18 protein-coding genes and 2 pseudogenes are annotated in these 24,524 nt (G+C 60.9%); 15 read left to right on the top strand and 5 right to left on the bottom strand.

Annotation, left to right across the window (positions count from 1 at the left end; translation table 11 throughout):
• Window positions 1-72: 72 nt before the first annotated feature.
• Window positions 73-984, bottom strand: coding sequence for an endonuclease/exonuclease/phosphatase family protein (locus tag I7X18_RS23180; protein ID WP_232375311.1), 912 nt, complete (start codon window positions 982-984; stop codon window positions 73-75).
• 495 nt (window positions 985-1,479) lie between these two features.
• Here I7X18_RS23180 and I7X18_RS23175 point away from each other — a divergent pair.
• From I7X18_RS23175 to I7X18_RS23115, 13 genes and pseudogenes are all read left to right on the top strand, one after another.
• A pseudogene (locus tag I7X18_RS23175) lies at window positions 1,480-2,126 on the top strand (IS3 family transposase); the annotation flags it as partial.
• Between the two features lie 1,421 nt (window positions 2,127-3,547).
• A complete protein-coding gene (gene rfbA, locus I7X18_RS23170) occupies window positions 3,548-4,426 on the top strand; it encodes a glucose-1-phosphate thymidylyltransferase RfbA (RefSeq protein ID WP_193046462.1) in 879 nt (292 codons plus the stop codon).
• Window positions 4,427-5,491: 1,065 nt separating this feature from the next.
• Window positions 5,492-6,634 carry a glycosyltransferase gene (locus I7X18_RS23165; RefSeq protein ID WP_232375310.1) on the top strand — a complete coding sequence of 381 codons (1,143 nt, stop codon included), beginning with the start codon at window positions 5,492-5,494 and terminating at the stop codon, window positions 6,632-6,634.
• A complete protein-coding gene (locus I7X18_RS23160) occupies window positions 6,631-7,776 on the top strand; it encodes a glycosyltransferase family 4 protein (protein ID WP_193046316.1) in 1,146 nt (381 codons plus the stop codon). The genes I7X18_RS23165 and I7X18_RS23160 overlap by 4 nt, the downstream gene beginning before the upstream one ends.
• On the top strand, window positions 7,773-8,786 hold the full coding sequence (locus I7X18_RS23155; protein ID WP_193046315.1) for a glycosyltransferase: 1,014 nt from the start codon (window positions 7,773-7,775) through the stop codon (window positions 8,784-8,786). The genes I7X18_RS23160 and I7X18_RS23155 overlap by 4 nt, the downstream gene beginning before the upstream one ends.
• 67 nt (window positions 8,787-8,853) lie before the next feature.
• On the top strand, window positions 8,854-10,041 hold the full coding sequence (locus I7X18_RS23150; RefSeq protein ID WP_193046314.1) for a polysaccharide biosynthesis protein: 1,188 nt from the start codon (window positions 8,854-8,856) through the stop codon (window positions 10,039-10,041).
• Between the two features lie 5 nt (window positions 10,042-10,046).
• Entirely contained in the window at window positions 10,047-10,724 is a 678-nt protein-coding gene (locus I7X18_RS23145) for an acyltransferase (RefSeq protein ID WP_193046313.1), read from the top strand.
• A complete protein-coding gene (locus I7X18_RS23140; protein ID WP_193046312.1) occupies window positions 10,721-11,434 on the top strand; it encodes an SGNH/GDSL hydrolase family protein in 714 nt (237 codons plus the stop codon). Before I7X18_RS23145 ends, I7X18_RS23140 begins: the two co-directional genes overlap by 4 nt.
• Window positions 11,431-12,834 carry a hypothetical protein gene (locus tag I7X18_RS23135; RefSeq protein WP_193046311.1) on the top strand — a complete coding sequence of 468 codons (1,404 nt, stop codon included), beginning with the start codon at window positions 11,431-11,433 and terminating at the stop codon, window positions 12,832-12,834. Before I7X18_RS23140 ends, I7X18_RS23135 begins: the two co-directional genes overlap by 4 nt.
• 133 nt (window positions 12,835-12,967) lie before the next feature.
• Window positions 12,968-14,278, top strand: coding sequence for a glycosyl hydrolase family 28-related protein (locus I7X18_RS23130; RefSeq protein ID WP_193046310.1), 1,311 nt, complete (start codon window positions 12,968-12,970; stop codon window positions 14,276-14,278).
• A 609-nt stretch (window positions 14,279-14,887) separates the two neighbouring features.
• Entirely contained in the window at window positions 14,888-16,243 is a 1,356-nt protein-coding gene (locus I7X18_RS23125; RefSeq protein ID WP_193046309.1) for a tyrosine-protein kinase domain-containing protein, read from the top strand.
• Window positions 16,244-16,526: 283 nt separating this feature from the next.
• Window positions 16,527-17,525 (top strand): dTDP-glucose 4,6-dehydratase, encoded by a 999-nt coding sequence (gene rfbB, locus I7X18_RS23120; protein WP_193046308.1) that lies wholly within the window; start codon window positions 16,527-16,529, stop codon window positions 17,523-17,525.
• Window positions 17,526-17,541: 16 nt separating this feature from the next.
• Window positions 17,542-18,972 carry a sugar nucleotide-binding protein gene (locus I7X18_RS23115; protein ID WP_404822813.1) on the top strand — a complete coding sequence of 477 codons (1,431 nt, stop codon included), beginning with the start codon at window positions 17,542-17,544 and terminating at the stop codon, window positions 18,970-18,972.
• Between the two features lie 90 nt (window positions 18,973-19,062).
• Here the strand turns inward: I7X18_RS23115 and I7X18_RS23110 are convergent.
• Both I7X18_RS23110 and I7X18_RS30135 read right to left on the bottom strand, forming a co-directional pair.
• Window positions 19,063-19,425: pseudogene (locus I7X18_RS23110) on the bottom strand (ATP-binding protein); the annotation flags it as partial.
• Between the two features lie 196 nt (window positions 19,426-19,621).
• Window positions 19,622-19,717 carry a hypothetical protein gene (locus I7X18_RS30135; protein ID WP_404822811.1) on the bottom strand — a complete coding sequence of 32 codons (96 nt, stop codon included), beginning with the start codon at window positions 19,715-19,717 and terminating at the stop codon, window positions 19,622-19,624.
• A 767-nt stretch (window positions 19,718-20,484) separates the two neighbouring features.
• On the opposite strand from I7X18_RS30135, the gene I7X18_RS23105 reads away from it, so the two are divergent.
• Window positions 20,485-21,813: a UDP-glucose dehydrogenase family protein gene (locus I7X18_RS23105; protein ID WP_193046306.1), complete on the top strand. Its 1,329-nt coding sequence runs from the start codon at window positions 20,485-20,487 to the stop codon at window positions 21,811-21,813.
• A gap of 21 nt (window positions 21,814-21,834) precedes the next feature.
• On the opposite strand, the gene I7X18_RS23100 is transcribed toward I7X18_RS23105, so the two are convergent.
• Complete coding sequence (locus tag I7X18_RS23100) at window positions 21,835-22,362, bottom strand: arsenate reductase/protein-tyrosine-phosphatase family protein (RefSeq protein ID WP_232375309.1); 528 nt, start codon at window positions 22,360-22,362, stop codon at window positions 21,835-21,837.
• A 323-nt stretch (window positions 22,363-22,685) separates the two neighbouring features.
• Between I7X18_RS23100 and I7X18_RS23095 the strand changes: the two genes are divergently transcribed.
• Window positions 22,686-23,627, top strand: coding sequence for a glycosyltransferase family 2 protein (locus I7X18_RS23095; protein WP_193046304.1), 942 nt, complete (start codon window positions 22,686-22,688; stop codon window positions 23,625-23,627).
• 65 nt (window positions 23,628-23,692) lie between these two features.
• Here I7X18_RS23095 and I7X18_RS23090 read toward each other — a convergent pair whose 3' ends face one another.
• Entirely contained in the window at window positions 23,693-24,289 is a 597-nt protein-coding gene (locus I7X18_RS23090) for an SGNH/GDSL hydrolase family protein (RefSeq protein WP_193046303.1), read from the bottom strand.
• Window positions 24,290-24,524: the final 235 nt, after the last annotated feature.

Raw genomic sequence — 24,524 nt, 5'->3', positions numbered from 1 at the left:
TGGCAGAATGAGGATTTCGCCAAACCGTTCTGGTCGTGCATTCGACCAACAGGTCCGAGCGGTTCGGCAACGTCAGGAAGCCGTGGGATCGAGCGGTACTTCGATGGTGGCCAAGATGGCGCGGTGATCGGAGCCCTTAATGTCGAGTGTCCGAAGGGAGGAGGCGGCAGCATTGCGGGTGAGAACGTGATCGATGGTGATCAGCGGGCGGAACCAAGGGTAGGAGGGGAACGTCGGACCGGGGCCGGCCCCGGTCTGCTCGACGGCGTCGCGGTAACCGTTGGTGAGCAGATCGCGAAACTGCCGCATGTCAGGTGTGCTGTTGAAGTCACCGGCGACAACGACAGCACCGGCTCCGGCAGTCTCCACGAAGCCGTCCATGCTGGCCTTGAGGTCAGTGATGCCTCGACGCCATCTGTCGAAGATGTCGATGCCGACGGACAGTGGAGAGGTGACGTGGACACTGGCGACTACCAGGTCGTATCGCACACCGGGGATTTGAATCTTGGCTGCGGCGATGGTGGTGTCGCGGCGCTTCGGAGGTGAAACCGTGGCGAGTGGGAACCGGCTCCACAGACCAATTCCCCCGCCCCCGGGAGCGGGCGAGAGCACAGCGTAGGGAAAGGTTGATTCCAGACCTGCGCGGGAGAAGCGTCGGGCCTCCTCCGGCGTCAGTTCCGAGACCGTGATGACGTCTGCTCGTTCTTTTGCCAAGTCCACGAAGGACGCTGCATCGGCACGCCCTTTGCGGAGGTTTGACGAAAGCACCCGCAAGTCGGTGTGCTGACCGACTGGGGGAGGGCTGCCGAAGTAATACCACGGCACCTGAACCGCCACGGTGGCGGCCAACACCGCCATTGCAGCGATGGACAGGATGATTCGGCGGCCCACCATAGACAGCGCAAGGCCGAGGAGGGCGACTAACGAAGTGAACGGCGCTCCGACGGACACCAAGAGAGCGACGATGTTGGGCAGTGGCAACACGCGTACGAAGAGTACGAAGACGCAGTAGCCGCAAGCTGCAGCTGCGAGCGCTGTCCACAGCACACTGCGCCTGCCGAACACTGGAAGGCTCCTCCTCGCGTCCGGTTGGCTGAAGGTTATCAGTTGACCGCGAGGATGACTGGAGGGCGAGGCGGCCACGTTGAGCCCGGCGGCGCGGCGGCCAATTAGTCGCTTCAGCGCCGACCACCGACCGGTAAAATCTCGGCGTTCACTGCTGAAACGGGAGCCGGACTCAACGGATAAGTAAAGGGGCGGCAAAGCAAACGTCAGCACGCTGGAACGGCCACATGGTTGGCGGAGTCCTTCTGGTAAGCGGCTTGTTTGCGCGCGGGCCGGCAATGATTGCTCTGTCCGTGCGAGCGCTCGCCGACGCTTCAAACGGGTTAAACGAAAGCGTCCCGGGACTTTCCGGACCGACATGAACTCAGATGATAATGCCTTGCGCCAACGACTCATCTAGCGCGTGTGGAGCCGGCGGCGAAGATGGCTCGCCGAACCGGTTGGCAGGTCAACAACAAACGGATCCGCCGGTTGTGGCGTGAGGAGGGCTTGCGGGAACCGCAGCGCCGCAGGAAGAAGCGGCTGACGGGCATCGGAGTTGCTGTCGGTGCGATGTCGCCGATTCGTCCGAACGTGATCTGGGCGATGGACTTCAGTTCGACACGACCGCCGATGGCCGCACGTTGAAGATGTTGAACGTGATTGATGAGTTCACCCGCGAGGCCCTCGTGATCAAGGTCGATCGCAGCATCGATGCCGACGCCGTCGTCGATCTCTTGGATCGCCTGGCGTTCATGCACGGGACGCCGCACTATGTGCGTTTCGACAACGGACCCGAATTCGTGGCGAACGCCGTGAATGATTGGTGTCGATTCAACAGTGCCGGTTCAGTTTTCATCGATCCCGGGTCGCCGTGGCAGAACGCGTGGATCGAGCCGTTCAACGGCAGGCTGTGTGACGAGCTGCTCAACTCGTGGCGCTTCGATTCGCTGCTGGAAGCTCGGGTGATCATCGAAGAGTGGCGCCGAGATTACAACGCCAACCGGCCCCACTCCGCCCACGGCGAACTCACTCCAGCCGAGTTCGCTCCACAGTGGACCACGACCCACCAACCCCAAAGTCGCATAGCGACTGGTCCACCAAATCGGGTCCCCCTCAATGAGGCTGTCGAACAATCGTTTCGCGCTTCATACGGCAGCCGCGGTTGCGCGGGGCGCCATTCACCGCTGCCTCCGGGCGTGATCGTCACGAGTGCACCAGCGCGAGCGCCAGCGGCCGCGGTTCCAGCAGCGCTGCTCACCATCCACGACCGGTCCTTCTCGGTCTGACGACGGCCACCGGGAAGGCAGCCTCGTCATCGGTAACAACCACCTCTCGGCGACTGACGGCTGGTTAGCTGATGCATCCGTCTCGTCGTGGAGTGGGAGTTTCCTGCGCAATGGCTTCGCGGTCCTATGTAGTTGCGGCACTTAACGATTCAAGTGCGTCGTTCGTCGCATCGACCAGTGACAAGGCGGCGCCACAGACAGGCTATGACCCGTCAACTACGACTCCGGGAGGCCACTACGACCCTGAAGCGGACTGAGAGCCCTGGCCGACCTAGAGAAACCAAATCTTTGTCGGGTTCAGGTTCGGTCTGATTCGTTCCGGTGTGTCTCGTCGCAGAAGGCCACGATGAAGCGTCGGGCGGCGGCTTCTGAGTGGAGCCACGGTCATGCACCGATTTGTCAGTCGGTTGTGCTCAGCTCCGCAACCGGTCTGATTGTCAAGTCCTCTGCACTGCCGCACACCGGTGTGCCATGCGAGTGACCGATGGCAAATCGGGCCCTAAGTAGAGAAGTTGTCGGTAGGCCGCCATCCAGCGAGGGGCGGCCGAGTGAACCCGCAGCTTGGACAACTGTTGCGGAACCTTGAGTAGGCAATAAACGTGCCGCTGGAACATGCGGCGCTCCCGGGGCAGATGGGTGAGCAGGTGCGCCGGGAAGGAGGCTAATTGGCTCCGCGCTAGCAACTGCCGTTGGTAATCCGGCCCATCGATATCTGGGTGATCCAGCAACTGCTCGCTCTGCACAGAAACGTCGCTGAACTGGCGAGTAATCGCAGCTAGCGTGCGACAGAGACCAACCGATATTTGCACTAGTGCGTCCGCGCGGGTTTTCGTTGCAAATGCAACGGGACCCAGCCTTGTCGAGTTGTAAGGCTTGGGGGCGGGTGATAACTTCGTGCGAAATGCGCATGGGGGCGCAGCTACAGCGAATGTCCGTTACTTTGCGATTACTAATCGCCCGGGGGATTGACGGCCTGGGATCTGCTCAGCTGGGTCCTAGGGTCAGGTTCTTGCGCAGCCGGGCGGGCATACGACCCGAAGGTGAGGGCGCGCGTTCCGACATGTACTCGGTGTCGCCGAATCGAGCGGCCACGCCGAACGTCCAAGCGACATTTCTTTGATTTGGCGGCGGGCCAAGACGCTGCGCGCAGCGCGAACGAGTAAAGGGGCGTACTGACTGTGAACCAGTCTCCTCCGGTAATGACCGAACAGAAGTTGCGCGGCATCATCCTCGCGGGTGGCGCTGGGACGCGCCTCCATCCGATCACGACGGGCACGAGCAAGCAGCTGCTGCCTGTTTACGACAAACCGATGATCTACTATCCGCTGTCCACTCTGATGCTCGCGGGAATTCGCGACATCCTCATCATAAGTACTCCGGCCGATTCCCCGTCGTTCGTCCGGCTGCTGGGTGACGGCTCGCAGTTCGGGATTTCCATCACTTACGCAGTGCAGACTTCGCCCGACGGATTGGCGCAGGCTTTCGTGATCGGCAAGGACCATATTGCCAACGGACCTGTCGCTCTTGTGCTGGGTGACAACCTGTTTCACGGGCCGATGCTCGGTTCGCAGCTGAGCCGCTTCAACCACGTCCGAGGCGGCACCATTTTTGCCTACTGGGTTGCTGACCCGCGGGCGTACGGCGTTGTTGAATTCAACGACCAGCGTACGGCGATCTCGATCGAAGAGAAGCCCAAGTTGCCGAAGTCGAACTATGCGGTGCCGGGCCTGTACTTCTACGACAACGAAGTGGTCGAGATCGCCGCCTCACTGCCCCCGTCGGAGCGCGGAGAGTACGAGATCACCGACATCAACCGCATCTATATGGAACGAGGCACGTTGTCCGTCGAAGTGCTTCCGCGCGGTACCGCTTGGCTCGATACCGGGACGTTTGACTCGCTGATCGACGCCGGAAACTACGTCCGCACGGTTGAGCAGCGGCAAGGGCTCAAGATCGGTGCACCGGAGGAGGCCGCGTGGCGGCGCGGGTTCATTAGCGATGACGAATTGCGCTGTCGCGCAGAAGCCTTGCATAAATCTGGCTACGGCGACTACCTGCTCGGACTTATTGATCAAACGGAAGTCCCTGAGTGAGAACTGATCCCGCCAGTATCCTGTCACACGCTAGGGTGCGCGACGAAAGCTGTGATTCTCGCAGCGGACGCCGACTCGGATCAGCCGGGCGTCGGGGACGCGGCCCAAGCCCATGGTGGAGACCGGCAAACGAGCCGAATTTCTGGTGCACGATGATCCTAGGCTCCGACATGGCGCGGCCATACCAGGTAGCTGTAATCGACGCCGCCAGCGACAACGCAGATATCCTGAATAGCGCCGTCGCTGGCGGAATCTCACCGCTGGATAGCGCCGCCGATGTCGCGGTCGTCCCCGCGGAACGCGGCATACCACCGTTGGGGCTCTTCGGCGCTGAACTAGCAGCCGATCCTGGAGGGCGGGCTGTCTGCGCCGACCTACTCATCATCTTTGACCTACTTTCACGCATCACCCCTCCCATCAGCTCCGCAGCTGATATGGCGATGGTGTCGACACCGGCGGACCGAGCCACCTTCAGGTCCTCCTGTCCTAACAGCAGATCGAATGCACCCGGCTCGACACGATTTACCACGAAGACTCCTCATACTGATGTTTGTCGGCCGCCTCGACGGTGCTGGCGAGGCTCGACGTACGGGTGCTCAACGCCGAGATGTCGCGGTCACCTGGCGGTTGGGCGCGGCCTTATCCTTGCCTTGCCGAGTGTGGCCTGTACCCGCTGTTGGAACCTGCGGCGGACGCGCTCCGAAAAGAGATCGCCGCTGAAATCGACGCTTTCGGGGGTCGCCTCGCGATCTGCCGACAGGTGGAGCGAGTCAGGCAGGACCGCCTCAAGCCCCCATCGACGCCGAAGGGCAGAGCGAAGCGAATCGCCACGTACAGAGTCTCGACCAAAGGTGTCCCGCGACTCAACTACTAGTGCGGCATCAGTAGTTGCGATCTGCCGAGAAATCCTCTGGCGGAGAGTGATCGCTAACCCGCGCGAGACGTGGCAGCACTACATCGACATCCAGCGCTCGCGCCCACGCGACGCGATTGTCGCCGAATTGTCGTTAGTCCACGATCGGGGCGGCAAGTTCGTCGTTCCGATTTCCACTTTGGAGGTACTCGGTGTCTGACGAGACGCGAAGGTCGGTTGCAATCATCGGTACTCGGGGATACCCGAGTTATTACGGCGGATTCGAGACGCTGGTACGCCGTCTGGCACCTTATCTGGCCGACCACGGTTGGGACGTCACTGTGTACGGCCGGCCTGGCTCCGTTAGCCCGGAAGGCCCCGACTGTGATCGTCGGATCAGGCGTGTCATGACGCGAGGCGTCGAGTCGAAGTCCCTGAGCACCCTGTCATACGGCTTGACGTCGGCGTTGGACTCGGCCAAGGCCAAGCCATCCGTGGCGCTGGTTATGAACGTGGCCAACGGCTTCTGGCTGCCGGTACTCAAGCAACGTGGCATCCCGACGATCGTGAATGTGGACGGCATCGAGTGGGAGCGCGCAAAATGGGGCCGAGCAGCCAAGACCGCCTTTAAGACTGGCGCCACGCTGACCGCTAGATATGCCGACAATCTTGTCTATGACTCGCTGGAGATCGGCCGGCGTTGGCGCCAAGGGTTCGGCCGAGAAGGCGTTTTCATTCCGTACGGCGCGTCGGATTCCATCGAAACAACATTCAGCGAGGAGCTTTCCCTTCGGCGGTACGCGCTCATGGTCGCACGCTTCGTCCCTGAGAACTCGGTCGACGAGTTCTTCGACGCCGCGACGTACCTCAGTACTCGGTGGGATATCGCAATAGTCGGGTCGAGTGGCTACGGCGGCCCTTTGGACGAGCAGGCGAGGGAATTGGCCGACGCGAACGACCGGATAAAGTGGTTCGGTCACATCAGCGACGACGCCAAGCTGTTCGGGCTCTGGAAGAATGCCGGGGTCTACTTCCACGGACACAGCGTGGGCGGCACGAATCCGGCTTTGGTCCAGGCCATGGCATGCGGCGCCCCCACGGTGGCACGAGACACCGTGTATAACCGTGAAGTCCTCGGTGACGCCGGCCTATTCGTTCAACCGCGCGGGAGTGCCATCGCGGCCATGCTCGACAGTGTGTTGTCGGACGGTGCACTGCAGAACCGACTCAGCACTGCGGCAAGGATGCGACAGCAGCAGTCCTACACATGGGATTCGGTTTGCGAGCGCTACCTGCAAACCATTGAGGCTATGGCCACACGCAGCATGGTGGAGCCGGCGGTTCAGCCGGTATGAGAATCCTCTTCACCCACCCATCCGCCGAACTGTACGGTGCCGATCGCATGGCAGTGATAACTGTGCACGCGCTTGTCAAACAGGGACACGTGGTGACGGCAGTTGCCCCGGTGGACGGACCACTTGTCGGAAGAATTTCAGCATGTGCGGCGGAGGTCGTGGTGGCGAACATCCCTGTTCTGCGAAAGTCTGCGCTAAGCCCCTTGAGAGGCCTGAGACTGATCTGGGACGTACTGAGAACCGAAGCTTGCAGGGTTACGTTCATCCGTTCCGCCGACCCGGACGTCGTGTACGTCAACACCATCGTCCAGCCCTGGTGGATCGTCACCGCCAGGCTTCAGCGTCGCCGGGTGGTGGTGCACGTTCGTGAGGCTGAAGGACAGTCCGCGCGGATCATCCGCAAAGTGCTCTATGCACCGCTCTTGATGGCCGACCTGGTTGTGTGTAACAGCGAATCGACCAAGCGGGAGATCACCTCGGTCCTGCCGCGGTTGGAGAGTACGGCGACGGTGATCTACAACGGAAAGGATTGGTCGCACTATGGAATTGGGCAGGTGGCTCGGGCGTCTGACGCACAACGTCCGACTCGACTGACAGTGGTAGGACGTCTAAGTCAGCGCAAAGGACAAGATTTGGCCGTCTTCTCTCTGGCTGAAATTGTATCCGCTGGGCACAATGCAACGCTGACGCTGGCTGGCGATGTTTTCCCCGGCTACGAGTGGTTTGCCGAGCAACTGCAACGAACCGCAGTCGATCTCCGTGTGGACGACCGTCTTGCGCTTCTAGGATTCCAGGAGGACATCCGGCCGGTGCTACAGGATACTGATATCGCCATCGTACCGTCCCGCATCGAACCCTTCGGGACGGTGGCCGCCGAGTGCATGGCAGCTGGCCTGTTGACCATCGTGGCCGATGTCGATGGACTCACTGAGATCGTCAATGACGGACAGAACGGCTTGACCTTCCGCGCGGGAAGTTACCAAGAACTTGCGCAGCGCTGCCTTTGGGCTATGGCCAATCCCGAAGAGTCGGCCGCCCTCGCAGTAGCCGGCCAGCGTCATGTACACGAGAAGTTCGGGTTGGATCGCTATGGGCGGGAGATTGTGAAAGCCGTTGAAAGCCTGGAGGTGATATCGATATGACGCAGAAAATGAATCCGCTCACGATCGCCATGGTGACTTATAACTCGCGCAGCCACATCGCTGACTGCGTGAAGTGGTTCGTTGACCGCCCGGCAGATGTCACGCTCCGGATCAGGGACAACGGGTCCACTGATGAGACACCTCAAGTCCTCCGGAAGCTGGCAGCCGACGGCTATGTCGATGACGTGATCATGTCCGACAACAAGGGGGGCTTCGCGGTCGCCGCGAACGACGTCATCTCGCGATCGGGGAATGACGACATTCTGTTGCTTAATCCGGATGCCAGAACCGATCTGGAGGCCATCGCGATGATGCGGCGGGCCGTCAGCGGGGATCCGGTGCTGGGGATGGTCGCTCCATTAGTGACTGGCGGCGAAGAAATCAGCGTGATGTCGGCCGGCCGTCAACCACGGTTGTGGCCCATGTTCACCCACTACTCCGGGTTGAGTCGGGCGTTCCCGGGAGTGCGCGCGTTACGCGGACGCCACCTCTTCCTGAGCCATCACTCGAGCGAGGACCAATTGGTGGAGTGGACGTCGGGATGTTGCTTGTACATTCCCCGCTCGACGATCGAGCGGGTTGGCGTTCTGAGTGAGAGGTGGTTCCTATACGGCGAGGACATCGAGTACTGCCAACGTGTACTCGATGCGGGCCTAAACATCAAGGTGTTGGCGGCAGCACACGCGTATCACGAGGTGGGCCGGTCTTCATCGCCACCGGTCGAAGAGATCGACGAACCGTCTGCAAATTCGGTGCAAAACCTGACTAATCGAGGCGCGCAGCCGGCACAAGGTGCTGATGGTTCACCGCTCGACGTAAGCACGATGTGGGGCAGAAACCTGTACGACTACTACCTGCGGCAGTTTCAGCCGACGTCGGTCAACCGGTTGGCATGGCGGATAACGTTTACCTTAGGAAATGCGTCTCGTGCCTTCTTGCGACTCGCCAGAGATCGGCACGACCGCAGGGCGAAACACCTGATGAAAAATGCGCTTGCCGTCTGGCGCTGAGGAGTACGGGCCGGCTGAGGGCCGCGACCGTGCAGGAGGTCAAATCGATGAGCATGCGGAGCATCAGGTGGCACAGCAACCGGCAAAGTACCGTGCGGGCAGGCTCTCACCGGTTGTGTACGCGGGTGTGGTGCTGCTTACCGGATGCCTTGCCGTCGCCCAGTATTATTTTCTCCCGAACAACCTAGGAGCCGCAGAGTTCGGACTGGTAGTTCTAGGGCTGTCGGTAGTCCAAGGAGCCCTGCAGTTTTCAGACCTGGGGTCGCTGAATGCGTCGCTGCGCTCGGACCTTCCGGGGCATCTGCGCGAATCTCTCCGACACAACGCCGTGGCGATTAGTTCGGTCATGTGCTCGATGGGCGTCATCGTGTCGATAGCCGCGGGGATGGCGGGCTCGTCCTTCGGATACGTTGCAGCAGCAGCATTCGCCTGCGCGGTGGTGGTCGTCGGCGATAAGGCGCATGCATCGGCAGCGGTACAGAACGGCGATGAGAAGGCTGCCACCCGTTTCAATGCCGTCTGGCAGAACTCTCCCAAACTGGGCTCGATTGCCGGTAGCTTCGCCCATTCCGCGCTCGCGGCAATGCTTGGGGCGATCCTGACTTCGCTCCTGTCAAGTAGGCCGAGCCTTCCGCGAAAGGTCAGCTGGACGTTCGTACGAAGCAACTACGCGCTCTGGCTGCCAGGGTTCGGGGTTGCGTTGAGTGCATTTCTATTGACATGGACCGACACCTACATCTTGTCATTGATGGCCGGAGTTGCTGAAGCTGGCCAGTACCAGGCGGTGTTGCGCCCGCTGACGGGAGTGACGTACGTATACCTTCCGATCCTTGCGTTGATACAAGCTGCGCACAACGTGTCTGCTCGGCGACGGGTAAAACGACTGACGATCACCAGCGTAGGAGTGGGGATTGCAGGTAGCGCAGGTATCGCGGTGCTGCTGATCGTGCTGGGTGAAGCGGTTTGGCCGAATTTCGAGTTTGACTCGACTGTAGTGACTTTCGCTGCGGTGGCTAGTTCGGGCATGTGCGCCGCATCTGTAATCGGTATGCAACTGATCCTGCGCGGACATCACCTCGCTGCATCGGTCAATTCGACCATCGGCGCACTCATTCTCGTCGTGGTATCGGTTCACTCGGTCGGCACGATGGGCGCACTTGGAGCTGCGCTGGCATCGGCATCCGCATGGCTGTCGGTGACGTTGCTTCACGTTGGATTCCTTGTCTGGTCGCGAATTTCAAGCTGTGGGGAGTAAGGGCCATGAGGCTGGTCGATCACGTGATCATGCAGTCCGGCAGGAACTATGCCGTCGACACCGAGATTCCGAGGAGTTTTCTATACGCCCAGTACGTCGCGCGAGCGTCGCAATTGCTACGTGGACTCCTAACACTCCGCAGAAGAGTGTTCCGCGGTCCATCTGTCCACATTATGTGTAAGCGCAATCTCGTCGCCGGACACTTCTCCACGCTCGGGGCCGGATCGATTGTGGACGCCAGCGGTGTCAGAGGCGTCCACCTCGGACGAGGTGCCAAGATTGGTAGAAGATCGATCGTCACGACGACGAGTCAGCTCTCCAAACGCGGTGTCGGCCTGACCATTGGCGACTACAGCGGGATCGGCGACTACGCGCATATAGGATGCAGCGGCGGAGTGACGATCGGACGCGACGTGATCGTAGGTCCCTACGTCACCTTCCACTCGCAGGAACACATCACCAACTCTCTGGACCAGACCATCCGCAGTCAGGGCACCTTTGAGTCGGAAGTCATTGTGGAGAACGATGTTTGGATAGGTGCCCGCGTCACGCTTTTAGCGGGGTCGCATGTGCGCAGCGGCTCCGTAATAGCAGCGGGAAGCGTAGTAAGGGGGGAGTTCCCGCCGAACTGCATCATTGGAGGAGTCCCGGCCAAAGTCCTAAAGGAGCGGATGCGCCCATGAGAGCTGTTCGCTGGAACCGCGGTTCAGCCCTCCTGGTCGCCAGCTTGGCGCTGATGCTGGTGTGCACTGCCCTCGTCGCCTACCTATTCGGGTCTCCGGAAACGACGGCGTTGAGTCCCCAGAAAGCTGAAGTCACGCTGGCACCGGGTGAACCGCTGCATGTAACTTTCGTCGGAGATTCCCTGGATCGCGGCCTCTATGCGAGCTCGCAGGAGAACGGGTTTCACCAACTGATGGTGGAGGATTGGCGGGCCGATGGACCCGTGGCTGACAACTCGCTCAATTCGAATGGTGGCACCGTCCAACTCGCCCTCCAGAGTCCCGGCATGCCACGTGATCAGGATCTCTATGTTATCGAGCTGGGCACCAATGACGCCGTGCGGGTGACTCACAGGATCTTTCGGCAGGACTACGCCGAGCTGCTCGACCGGATTAGAAGTGCCGCGCCTCACGCGGCGTTACTGTGTATGGGAGCTTGGCGCCCCAGGGATGTCAGCGCCAGGTTCGACACCATCATCAAGGACTTGTGTGAAGCCCGTGGGGGTGTGTTCCGCAGTATCAGTGACATCGCGGAGATTGCGGAAAACACGGGCCCCGCGGGCGTCGCCGCCTTCGACGGGCTGTCCGACTCTTTTCATCCCAACGACCGAGGACATGCCGCTATTTCTCAGCGCATGCTCGACGCGGTCGCAGTGAAACGGGATGGATGATCGCCTTGGCTAGTTCAACCAATCCGTCGGCGTCCGGCTGCTTTTCGCGAGGCTGGGTCTTCCTCGCGGCGGCGGTATTCATTTCACTGGTGGTAGCGGAGTATCAGGGGCCCATCATCGGCATCGCCGTTTCGGTGACGGCGATTGGCGTGGCGATCCTATGCAGCGCCGGACTGCCCGTGCCGAAGTTTCCTGGCGCGGCTGTGTGGCTGGTGGGGATTCTAATTTTGGGTCTGGGATCAGCCGTTCTGGCCGACGTCCGTGGCCAGACGAGCCTTGATGTAGATGTACAGCGAGACCTGGGAATTTCGCTGTCCTACCTGCTCTATCTCTCGGTTGGGTGCTACTTCTCATATAGCCGCCACACGCTCCGACTGCTACTGATCGCGGTTGTTGCCGCCGGCTTGCTCATCTCCGTCGTGCATCTGGTGAGGCTCAGCGAGGTCTTGTCAAGCGGCGCGACTGACTTGTATTTGTTCCGGCTCGAGGCCGGCCGTGGTTCTGTGACGCAGTTCGCCGCGCTTTGTTCTACGCTTGTCCTGCTTCGCGATTCGGCAAAGACGACGCACCGGACCCTGATCATCGGATCTGCCACCGTCTTGGTGATGTCGATGCTGATGACACTGTCGCGCGGATTGATGTTTCTGTTGATCATCCTCGTGGTCGGAGCGACCGGGCTGACGGTCGGCCAAAGAAACCGACTCTCCGTCAATGTACCCAGGCTGCTGATCACCGTGGCTGCCGCGATGGCGGCGGCTGCAAGTATCTATGTGCTCACAAGAATTTGCTTACCGGTAGCCCATCTGTTCATCGATGAGTACTTCATAACTCGCCTTGCGAACTCTGTGACAGAAGTGTCCGGTACCAAACTCGAAACCCGGACCCAAATCGCGGACAGCTACCGCGCTTTCGAGCTCAATCGGGCGATGGTGCAGTTCGAAGCGCAGCCAGCATATGCACAGTGGATCGGTCAGGGCTGGGGGAGTCACGTGAATTTCGGGTTCGAGACCGCCTCTACCAGGTCTACTTTCAGCCGGACCGGAGCTGCGTTCCTGCATAACGGGTATGCCTACTTCTTGATGAAAACGGGGATCGTGGGCCTCGTTCTGTACTTGGGGTTCATGCTCCACGCCCTGGCACGGGCGGCATCCCGTAACACCTGGCCGACCACGCCCTCCGCTCTGACTCGGCGCAAGCTACTGCTGGTAGTAGCAACCGGGCTAGCCGTAGGGACTGTCACTACAGGCGGGCTCGGCTTCCCAGCAACCTACCTCGGGCTCGTCCTCATCCTCGGAGCGTGCTACGGACCGGCATGGAACGCGGAGGCGAACCCAGAGATTAGTAAACCGCAACCGGAAGCGGTGATGACCCTGCGGAGAAAGCGATTTGAAAGTGTCTGACAGGTCAGTATCTGGTGGTCGAAGACGTGTGTTGATGGCGGGTCTGACTGCTTCGGTCGCGCTCGGGGGTGCGGCGTGTGGCGCAAAGGTTCCCCGCGAAACACCTGAAGTGGTCTCCGACCTAGGCGGTGTCATGGCCAATGCACGAGACTTCGGCGTCATGCCCGGTGAGACGGATCAATCGATCCATCTTCAGGATGCAATCGACTTCACCAGAGCCCATGGGCTGACGCTGTTTCTCCCCGCCGGATCGTACGTGGCGGATAACCTGGTACTCCGGGATCAGACCAGACTGGTTGGCGCCGGCCCGGAGAGCACGGTGATTCGTGCGGTGCCAGGTTCCGGCAACGGCGCGCTACTGACCATCGACTCCGGTCGTGTCCGCAACGTGCTCGTGGAAGGCATCGGTTTTCACGCTGCCGACAGCAATGAACGACATGGGATTCACGTACAGGCCCGCCGAGCCGACAGTGACGACGCCTCCGGACTTTGGCACTCGGACTTCAGGAGCATTCGTGTGTGGGGCTTCGGAGGTGCGCAACTGTGGCTCCAAGGCGGTGGCAACGACTCGCGAGATCCGGTGCAGTTCCTGACGTTCACCAACGTGGTGCTGGAGCGTCCGCACGACTCCAAACGTTCGACGAGCCTTTTGATGTCTGGCCAGGTGAATCAGACGGTGTGGCTCAATGGCAGGATCGACGGATTCGGATCGGAGGGCCCGCATCCCGGCACGAACGCAAAAATCTGCAGGCAACTCGATCACTACGATCCGTCGGCCGACGGCTTCTCCCGATATCTGTCCGATAAGTCGGGGCACACCCACCTGTTCGCGGGCGTGTCATTCCAGCAGGCGCAGCTAGGTGTCTATGTCGATGGCGCGGAATCGATCACATTCGACACGTGCCATTTCGAAGGGCTGGATAGCGGCTTGCTGTTCGTGAATGCGGGGCGCAACCGAGTCGCTCGCAGCCATTTTGCCAATGCGGCACAGGGAGACGGTGAGGCATTCTCGATACGGGCCGCGAGCGGTTCGGAGATTTCCGGTTCCGGGAATGTATTCATTGGCCGATTCGGTGTCGCGGCGGCTGCGGACGACAGCGGAGCCACTGTGTCATTGACCAATACGATGAGCAGTGGCGAGTTGACGACGCGGAATCTCACCACACTCATTGACCCTGCTGACGAGATCAACGTCGGAGCGGCGACCACGGTTGCGCTTAAGGCATCACCGACACCTGTACGGGTCGTGACTGCCAACCGATTCCCGGGCGAAACCATTGTGTTCAAAGCCTCGGGAGGCTCAGTATTTTTCGACTCCGGCGGGAACATCGATTTCGAGGCGACGGCCTCGCCGATCGAGGTGACGACAGGAGGAACCCTCACTCTGGTGCGGTTCGACAGTGGGCCAGATTGGTGTATTCAGGCGGTGCACGGTGCGCGCTGACGCCTCATGGCCTCGTGAGCTGCTTCAGGCCGTCGCGCATCGCGCCTGGAGGAGTGGAACGGTGTGCAGCGACGAGAGCTATCAGAACTCAGCCCTAGCGCAGGCTCGTCGAATTCATGGTCACAGCAACTGCCGAAGGCAGCACCCGGGGCTGCTCCGATGCCACGCTAGCGTCATCGGAATACCGAAGTCTGGCAGGCTCAATCCAATCGTCGGCGGGCGTCCGTTGGTGGAATATGACCCGCGCGTGGTCTCCCTCGTCCGCTCTGGTAAAGCGCACGCCCGCATAGGCTCCCGTTCCGCCCGCGCGAAGTTCAGGGCACCTTCAGCCACATGGTTCGGGTCTTTTCGGTGGCGCGGGAACGCAAAACAGAACCAGACCAGAAACAGGATCAGGGTCGTGCTGAGGCACAGCCGCTCCAGTCGTAAGAACGGTAGCGTGCGTCCGCGCAGAGTCGCGCCCGGTAGCACATTGAGTACTCAAAATCTGTATGGGCCGACGAGTGCGATGCGCTGTTACCTGAACCCGGCGACCGAACATGTCTTAAGCAGTGCCGGAACGCGATTCTAGTTACTCTGTGTCAATTAATCATACGATGGGGGATCCAAGTGAAGATCCGAACTTTGTTACCGAATAGTTTCGCTGGTTATTGGATTCTCGGGCTTGCGTTCGGTCTGCTGGGCGCGTTGATCGGCTTTGCTGTATCCGCAGCTGCAACACCGGTTTACAAGGCACACGCGGCTCTGTTCGTATCGACCACCGGGGGCGCACCGGTGAGCAATGCCTCCTACCAGGAGACCACGGCATCGCAGCAGATTGCGCTGTCGCTGGTGCGACTCGCATCCAGTCAGGTCGTCACCGAACGAGTGGTGCAAAGTCTCAAGCTCGACATGGCGCCCGCCGAACTCGCAAAGAAGGTGGAGGCGCTTGTCGAGCCCGAAACGGTGCTAATCAATTTGACAGTCTCTGACTCATCACCCACGATGGCGCGAGAAATCGCAAACGCCACGGCATTCGAATTCGCAGATTTCGTGGCTGAGTTACAACTCAAGACGGCACCTTCCACGCCGCGACCTACGGTGACTCTAGTCCAACCCGCCGCGACGCCGCTTATTCCGGTGTCGCCGAATACCTTTAGGAACACCGGGCTTGGCGCGCTGGCGGGACTCGCGATCGGTTTGGTGGTAGCCAATCTCCGTAGGGGGACGAGTCGGAGCGTTAGTGACGCCAGGCAATTCGCCGCGATCATAGGCCGTCCGCCACTGGGTTCAGTCCCGCGGTCGCGAAACCGATCTAAGGATCCTGTCGAGATGGTCACCGGCGACGACTACGTGATGGAGGGCTTCAGGGAAGTTCGAACCAACCTCACTCATGCGCTCAAAGACAGTCCATCAGGCATTATCTCGATAACCAGTGCCGGCCCTGGTGAAGGCAAGACCACGACGCTCGTCGGTCTGGCAATCGCGCTCTCTGATGCTGGCCACAGGGTCGCTGTCGTTGATGCGGACCTGCGCGAGGCGGACTTGACGGAACTCCTAGGTCTGGCTGGCCATGTAGGTCTGGCCGACGCCCTCGCGGGAAGGTGCGGGCTCGACGACATCGTCGTCACGCCAAGCTCCATGCCGCTCGAAGTGATTCCGGCGGGCTATCCGTGTCGACACCCGAGTGACCTCCTCAGCGCCGATGGTGCTGAAAAAATTCTCCTTCAACTGAGCAAGCTCTATGACTTCATCCTTATGGACACACCGGCGTTGATGGCATTCACCGACGCGGCGGTGACCGCGACTCATAGTGATGCTGTAGTCATCGTCGCCCGGTACGGCGATCTGGCGGAGAGTGAGCTTGAGTCAGCCGTGGAAAAGTTGGGCAAGGTAGATGCCAACGTCGTGGGCGGGATACTTACGTTTGCGCCGGTGCCACATCTGGTAAGGCGAACCGTCAACGCTCATCATCGGCGGATCTAATCCACGGGACAAATGGGGCCAGCGTAGTGGCGCAGCCAGAGAGGTTCGGCGGTGCTAGGCCCTCGCCAATCAAGGGCACAAGGTACCGCTGTTCCAGGTCGGGTGGCCGAAATCCGACCGGATCGAGTCGGCGTCACAGGACAGGACTCCACGTGGGGATTCCGGTACATTCGACGCAAGCCAGTCATCCTGTTGCTGTAGGCGATGATTTCCGCATAACGGCGAGACTGGCGTCGCTCCGCGGCAATGTAATCGCTTGCTGAACTTGCAGGAATGGGGGGGTATGGCGCAGCTGCTGGTCACCGGAGGCGCGGGATTCATCGGGTCCAATTTTGTGCACCACGTCATCAACCACACCGATCACCATGTGACCGTGCTGGATAAACTTACGTATTCTGGTAACCGCGCGTCGTTGTCTGAATTGCCAGAGTCACGAGTGAACTTCGTCAGGGGCGATATCGTGGATGCTGCGCTCGTGGACCGACTGACAGCGTCCGCAGACGCGGTGGTGCATTACGCGGCCGAATCGCACAACGACAACTCGTTGCGCAACCCACACCCGTTTCTACAGACCAACTTGGTGGGCACATTCGCGTTGTTGGAAGCAGCACGCAAACACGACACTCGGTTTCACCACATCTCCACCGACGAGGTGTACGGCGATCTAGCGCTCGAAGACCCCTGCAGGTTCACCGAATCCACCCCATACAACCCGTCCTCGCCTTACTCCTCGACGAAGGCCGGCAGCGACTTGTTAGTGCGTGCATGGACCCGGTCGTTCGGCGTCGCCGCGACGATCTCGAATTGCTCCAATAATTACGGGCCCTTTCAGCATATCGAAAAGTTCATCCCGCGCCAGATCACCAATGTCCTCCGCGGCATCCGGCCCAAGCTGTACGGCAGTGGGCACAACGTACGCGACTGGATCCACGTCGACGACCACTCGTCAGCGGTGCTGGCGATACTGGAGAAAGGTCGGATTGGGGAAACGTACCTAATCGGCGCCGACGGCGAGAAGGATAACAAGACGGTGGTCGAACTGATCCTGACTCTTATGGGCCAACCCGCGGATGCCTACGACCGTGTCGCCGATCGCGCCGGCCATGATTTGCGTTATGCCATCGACTCCACCAAGTTGCGCAGTGAACTCGGCTGGCAGCCGGAATACCGCGACTTCGCGCAAGGCTTGGCCGCGACGATCGAGTGGTATCGCCACCATGAGGATTGGTGGTCGGCCGGTAAGGACGCCACGGAGGCGCTTTACGCCCTACTCGGCCAGTGACCGAAGAGGTGAGCAATTGACAGAGTATGGCGGATCGTTGCGGCGCACCATGTCTCCAATCCCAGGATTGTCGGTTTGGGACCTTCCCGTCCATGGTGACAATCGCGGCTGGTTCAAAGAGAATTGGCAGCGTGAGAAGATGATGGCCGCTGGGCTGCCCGACTTTTCGCCGGTCCAAAACAACATCTCGTTCAACGACGCACTGGGAACGACGCGAGGCATCCATGCCGAGCCGTGGGACAAGTTTGTTTCGGTCGCGACGGGACGTATCTTCGGCGCGTGGGTCGACCTGCGCGTCGGGCCCTCATTCGGCACCGTGTTCACCGCAGAGCTTGATCCGTCTCGAGCGGTATTCGTGCCTCGTGGAGTCGGCAACGCGTTTCAAACGCTGGAGCCCAACACGGCATACACCTATCTCGTCAACGACCATTACTCACCGGCCGCCGTATACACATCGGTGAACCTCGCTGACGCAACCATCGCCATCGATTGGCCGATCCCGTTGGATCGCGCGGAACTATCGGCGAAGGACCGAGCCCACCCCTATCTGGTTGACATCTCGCCCATTCTGCCGCCCAAAGTATTGGTCCTTGGCGCGGGTGGGCAGCTGGGCCGCGCGCTGCGCGAGGCGTACGCGGACTCACCTCACGTCGAGTACGCTGACCGGGCCGACATCGATATCACCGCCACCAATCTTGGTTCTGCCCGCAGGTGGCGCGACTACGGCGTGATCATCAACGCCGCGGCCTGCACGTCGGTGGACGAAGCAGAGACTCTGGATGGCCGCGTGCGTGCATGGGAGACCAACGTTACCGGCGTGGGCGCCCTAACGCGTGTCGCCGACGCGTACAAGATCGTGCTTGTTCACATATCTAGTGACTACGTATTTGACGGCACCGCAACGCGGCCGTACCGCGAGGAAGACCCGGTGTGCCCCCTTGGTGTTTACGGGCAGACGAAGGCCGCCGGTGATCAAATTGTGGCCGCCGTCCCGCACCATTACATCTTGCGCACCTCATGGGTGACTGGCGACGGCCGCAACTTCGTGCGAACCATGTTGGACCTAGCCCAGCGTGACGTCGACCCCTTCGTCGTCGACGACCAGCATGGAAGGTTGACCTTCACTTCAGAACTCGCCCAGGCCATCCGACACCTCATCGAAACGGGTGCTTCGTTCGGGACCTACAACGTTACCGGCGGTGGACCCGCTATGTCCTGGGCAGAGATCGCGAGGTGCGTTTTCGCTTCCGCCGGCCATGACCCGGACAGGGTGACCGGCGTCAGCACCGAAGACTACTTCGGGTCCTCAGCGGATCCTGTCGCTCCGCGACCGAGCAGTAGTGTGCTGGACCTAGCCAAGATTGAATCTACAGGGTACGTACCCGGAAACGCTGTCGAGGCGCTAGCGGATTACGTGCAAAACGCGAGCCGCGTATCGGAGCACTAGCGCTCGTTACGCGGTTAGTTCCAGCACCGAAGATAAGCGCGGCGTCGACGATTGTGTAAATGTCGGCGGCATCTCGAGGCAGCGGGGATTGCCCATAGCTGGGTGGGTTCTGCCGGTTCCTGGTGGGCCGAGCAGCACCCCGTTGTGGGACTTGGCCAGGAACGCTCCCGTGCTTAGGTGGGCAATTATGTCGCGATTCAAGGCGGGCCGATGGTCGAAGTCGAAGCCCTCCAAGGATTTGCGGGTCGGGAACCCCGCTGAGCGGATACGGGTGGCCGCACCGGAGGCCTCGCGGGCGGCGACCTCCCGGGAGAGCGCTGCTGCCAAATACTCCTCATGACTCCGGTTGGCGTCGCGGGCCTGCTCGGCTAGGTAGGCGGCCGACTCGCGGATGCGCGGCGCCTTGAGAGCTTGGGCGTAGTGCAGGACCACCGTGATCGGATCGTCGTCCATGATCAGACCACCTCGTCGTCGGAGTGACTGTGGCCGTGGCGAAGTCGACGACGAAGGTGTGGTCGTAGTCGGTCAAGTCCCGAACCAGCTGATCACCTGCAGCCGGCGGTGGGCCGACTTGGAACTGTCGGCGCAACGCCGCAGCGGCCGCCACGGGGCTGGGTCGGTGACGGTTCGTCGCGCCGCCCAGCAGCGGTCATGGGCCGCCAGCAGGCGTCCCTGCCCGGGTCACCGTCACCTGAGCCAGGGTGGTGGTCACGTCGACGCGTTGGCCGATTGCATGCGGGTCCACGGAGTAGTCGTTGCCGGCTACCCGCGCGTAGTAGTCGCGCCCAGCCGCACCGAGGTCACCGTCTCGGCGACCTCGGTGCCAGGGGTGGCAGCGCCATCATCTTCGACGCGCCGGTGGCCCGGGACGCTCTTTGCCGGGGCTGCGGCTTAATGGGGTGCGCCGCATGAGGCGCACCCGAGATCCCTTACTAAGCTCCAGCAAACGGCCACGACTAGAAGCGGTGTTCTCCGACGGCGATCGAGCTTCGATTCCCCAAGTGTGTACTCGGCTTGGTCATCGGCGGTGCTCGCTGACCTCGACGCTCGCATCCTCGCGAAATCAGCGCCGTTTGCCCTAACTGCCACACGCTCACTGTGCCCGATGGTAGAGCTGACAAGAGGTCGGGTAGGCACGCACGCTATCCGTGTCTTGGGATGGAGGCAGCAAACTCTACTCAGATGTGTCTTTCCCGTTGCAAGATGCCGATAGTCAATGGATCTTCGATCGCTGATGTGCCGGCCTCGCAGTTCTGCCGACGCAATGCCGTCACCCATCAACCATGGAGGCGTCATGCCAAGAAGCGCTACTCAACGGCGATTCGGCTGTCCGACGTCATCGTCTCCTCTGCGGCATCGCTGGGACCCACTGCCGACATCGCTGCCGCACCGACGATTTGGTCTGGCGATGGGGGCGACGGGGGGTGTCTTTCCTCGTCGCAACGCCCATCGGAGCGGATTCCCGGACGGATAGTTAGGATGACGCGTGGGAGGAATTCAAAGGGGGGACTCATGAGCTGTCGAATCGCGGTGTTCGGCACCGGTTATCTCGGTGCGACCCATGCCGCCTGCATGGCAGAACTCGGCCATGACGTGCTTGGCGTAGACATCGACGAAGGCAAACTAGCCAAGCTGGCCATGGGAGAGCTGCCGTTCTACGAGCCGGGTCTGCCGGACGTGTTGCGGGCCAATATCGATGCTGGCCGGCTGCGTTTCACGACCTCCTATCAGGAGGCCGCCGAATTCGCCGACGTGCACTTCATCGCCGTCGGTACTCCGCAGAAGCAAGGCGAACTTGCCGCAGATCTGAGGCACGTCGAGGCTGTTGTCGAGTCGTTGGCACCACTGCTGACCCGCCCGGCGGTCATCTTCGGAAAGTCAACGGTGCCGGCCGGCACGGCAGCGAGGTTGGGCGCTCGAGTCCGCACTCTTGCCCCCGCTACGGGGCAGGTAGAACTCGCATGGAACCCCGAATTCCTGCGGGAGGGCTTCGCGGTGAAGGACACGTTGCATCCCGATCGCATTGTGCTCGGTGTGGATCGAGACCGCCCCGGCAATGCTGAGGCTGTCGCTCGTGACGTCTATGCGCCGCTGCTGGAAGAACAGATTCCGTTCCTGGTGACCGACTTGGCGACCTCTGAGTTGGTCAAGACATCCGCGAATGCGTTTCTCGCAACTAAAATTTCGTTCATCAACGCAATCGCTGAGGTGTGCGAAGCGACGGGCGCGGACGTGTCGGTACTTGCAGACGCCATTGGGCACGATGCCCGAATCGGACGGCGGTTCCTGAACGCAGGGATCGGTTTCGGAGGCGGCTGCCTGCCCAAGGACATTCGTGCCTTCATCGCCATGGCGGGGGAACTCGGTGCAGGACAAGCCTTCGCGCTCCTCCGGGAAGTGGACAGCATCAACATGCGTCGGCGAAACAAGATGGTGGAGTTGGCGCGAGAGGCCGTAGGCGGTTCCTTCATCGGCGCGCGCGTGGGCGTTCTCGGAGCTGCGTTCAAACCGGACTCCGATGACGTTCGCGATTCGCCGGCGTTGAACATCGCAGGACAGATCCAGCTGCAGGGCGCCGCGGTTACCGTTTATGACCCCGAGGCGATGCAGAATGCGCGACAGCTCTTTCCGACGTTGCAGTACGCCCCGGATATGACTGCAGCGTGCGCAGGCGCCGATGTGGTCATGATTCTGACGGAGTGGACGCAGTTCACTGCCGTAGAGCCCACAGACCTCGCGGGTGCGGTGCGCCGAAGAGTCGTGATCGACGGGCGAAACTGCCTTGATCCGGTCAAGTGGCGCGGAGCGGGCTGGTCGTACCGCGGTATCGGCAGACCGTAGCGGCAAAAAGGCGGACGGAACCTAGGCGTCCTGCTGTTGGCAAAGCGCAAGAACCGGCGGGAGCAGTTCGGCGATACGCGCACCTACCATCGCGAAGACCTCCGCATCTTGCCCAATCGGATCGGGGATGTCATCCGCCTCGTGCGAGCCCAGTTGCGGTCGGAGCGCTGATAGGTCAGCGACGTTTCGGGCGTCGTGATCTGTTGCGAGCCGGGCGGCTTCTCCAAGGGTGAAGGTTCTACGCAGTTGGCGTGGTGCGACTTCCAATACGGCGTCTCGATGGGCCTTCGTCATGGTGAGGATCAGGTCGGCCTTGGAGGCGATCTTGAATGTGAGTTGCCGAGCGGCGAAATCCGTCGTCTGACCGCCCATCTCCTCCAGTACCACTGCCGCCTCATGATGGATCGGGTGCCCGATCACGGCTCGCGTTCCAGCGCTGGACACTTCGATGTCGCCGTGAGCCTGCGATCGAGCGCTGTACGCGATCGCAAGCCGCTCTGCCGTCGGGGAACGACAAATGTTCCCGGTGCAGACGAACAGGATCTTCACGGCGTTTCTCCATTCGCGCGGTGCTCGACGAGGTGCGACGCACGGAACGGCGTGATTGTCGTGAGCGCAGTTTGTCACACGGACGGCTCGGTGCCGCACGTCGACAGCTTTCACTGAGGAGCTTGCCCTGGATGGCTCTCCGCCGCAAGTACTTTCGTCCACAGAGAGCGATAGCGTGATCATGCTTCGCGCCAGCAGGGGAGCGCACGTCCGGGCGGAGGCCCGGATATACTCTGCGAGACAATGTGCAGATCTGCGCCGATTCTCGGAGTTGTCGATACGTCGATCTGTGCATGCCCTCAGGCGAAGGAGACCCCAAAGCCATGGTCGATGACACCGACCCACCGCTTTTCTCCGTCATCATCCCGACCTACAACCGATCCGAAGTGGTTCGCTCTACGTTGGAGTCCGTTCAATCGCAAACGTTCCCACATTTCGAGTGCATCGTGGTGGATGACGGCTCGCGTGACGGGGATGAACTAGCGGCTGTGGTTCATTCGATGGACGACAGCCGTTTCCGTTATGTTCGACAAGATAACGGTGGCGCCAGTAGTGCGAGGAACCACGGTTTCGAGCTGTCGAAGGGGCGTTATATTGCGCTACTGGACTCAGATGATCGTTTTTTGCCGAATAAGCTGGAGAAATGCGCGGAGGTGCTCCAGCGGCACGGCGGCGAAGTGTTGCTGTATTCGCAGATGATCGTGGAGAGGGGGATGGAGAAGAAGTGGGTCCGCCCTGCCGAAGGCGCTCAGGAAGATGAACGCATCGACGAGTACATCCTGTGTACACCCGGCACCATCAGAACGTCCACGATCGTTGTATCAGCCGCTCTTGCACGCCGCGTACGATTTGACGAGTCTTTGCCGTGGTTTCAGGACAGCGATTTTGCAATTCGCGCGGGGAACGCCGGTGCTTTGTTCGAATTCGTTGATGAGCCGCTGATTGTGCTCGAAGACAAAGTCGGTTATGCACGCGTGTCCAGGAACGCGAGTTACGCGCCATTGCTCGCGTACTTCGACCGGATGAGAAGAACGGGTGAGATATCAGATCGCGCTTACTGGGCGGGCCGCGGTTGGCCGTGTGCGCGAGTCGCATCCACATCTAATCGCTCCTATGCAGTCATGCTGTTTGCCCAGGCCGTCGTGAAACGGGCGTTCCCATTGAGGCATGCCATCATCGTCGCCGCCCAAGTAGTCGTCCCGTATCGCCTTTACCAGGCGATTGCCAACGGTGTGGTGCGAATCAGGGGGCGCAGGGTCGCTTAGCGCGACTCTGCGTGAACCGGCGCGCGCCGTTTAGAGCCTGCAATCAATGTGTGGGTGAGCTGCGCTTACGACGGCGGCGCCGGCGCTCCTGCTAGTTGCTCCGCAATGAGCGGAGCAATCTTCTCGGCAAGGAGAATCTGACCGGCAGGATTCGGCCGCCCTTTGTCGTTGGCCAGCTCTTGGCTTGTGAACCAGCCTTCGGCAAGAGGATCTACGAACGTGGCGCCGTACGCGAGCGCCTGCTCTCGCACGATGTCACGCACCTGCATGACATCGTCCGGTGGCTGCGGACCCATCACCGCCGGCCCGATGACGAGCAGGCGCGCGTCGGGGGCGATGTGTTGAACGCGCTGCATGGTCAAACTCACGAGAGATGCCAAACGAGCACCGTCGGGCAGCATTGTCTTGTCGCGGGACGCGCCGAACAGCACCACCACGTCTGTGTTCTTTCCAACCACACGCGGTGCAATGTCGTGGAACTTCCGACCTTCTGGGCCGCGCGGTATGTATCCGTACGTCGACGCGGCCGAAGTGTTGGCCTGGATCACGTGGCCCTGTCGTTGCAGCAGCGGCCGGATCAAACTGGGCCACGCATCTGGATCGCCGCCGGAACCCTTGCTTCCAACACTAAAGCCGTCTCCGATGATGGCGATGTAATCCACGCCCGGCTCCGGTGTCGCCTCAAGTGGAGGTGGTGGAGGATTCGTGTGGACTGCGGCGGGCCGCGCGCCTCCGCAGGCAGTAAGCACCAGAGTGGCGATAAGCACCCAGCTCCATCGGTACACAGCAAGCCCCCTCAACGTCGGGGATACATTAGCCGACTGTTCGGACTGAACGTCGAGACACCTTTCGGGGCCAAGAACACCGCGGCCATTCGCGCCTTGATGGTGCTGAGTT

The organism is Mycolicibacterium baixiangningiae (assembly GCF_016313185.1).
Classification (GTDB): domain Bacteria; phylum Actinomycetota; class Actinomycetes; order Mycobacteriales; family Mycobacteriaceae; genus Mycobacterium; species Mycobacterium baixiangningiae.
This window is presented reverse-complemented; position numbering and strand designations above follow the sequence as displayed.

Coding starts and splice junctions, on each gene's coding strand:
- I7X18_RS23155 (WP_193046315.1), top strand. CDS start 7,773: ATGACGCAGAAAATGAATCCGCTCACGATCGCCATGGTGACTTATAAC.
- I7X18_RS23095 (WP_193046304.1), top strand. CDS start 22,686: ATGGTCGATGACACCGACCCACCGCTTTTCTCCGTCATCATCCCGACC.
- I7X18_RS23140 (WP_193046312.1), top strand. CDS start 10,721: ATGAGAGCTGTTCGCTGGAACCGCGGTTCAGCCCTCCTGGTCGCCAGC.
- I7X18_RS23130 (WP_193046310.1), top strand. CDS start 12,968: ATGGCCAATGCACGAGACTTCGGCGTCATGCCCGGTGAGACGGATCAA.
- rfbB (WP_193046308.1), top strand. CDS start 16,527: ATGGCGCAGCTGCTGGTCACCGGAGGCGCGGGATTCATCGGGTCCAAT.
- I7X18_RS23160 (WP_193046316.1), top strand. CDS start 6,631: ATGAGAATCCTCTTCACCCACCCATCCGCCGAACTGTACGGTGCCGAT.
- I7X18_RS23105 (WP_193046306.1), top strand. CDS start 20,485: ATGAGCTGTCGAATCGCGGTGTTCGGCACCGGTTATCTCGGTGCGACC.
- I7X18_RS23135 (WP_193046311.1), top strand. CDS start 11,431: ATGATCGCCTTGGCTAGTTCAACCAATCCGTCGGCGTCCGGCTGCTTT.
- I7X18_RS23145 (WP_193046313.1), top strand. CDS start 10,047: ATGAGGCTGGTCGATCACGTGATCATGCAGTCCGGCAGGAACTATGCC.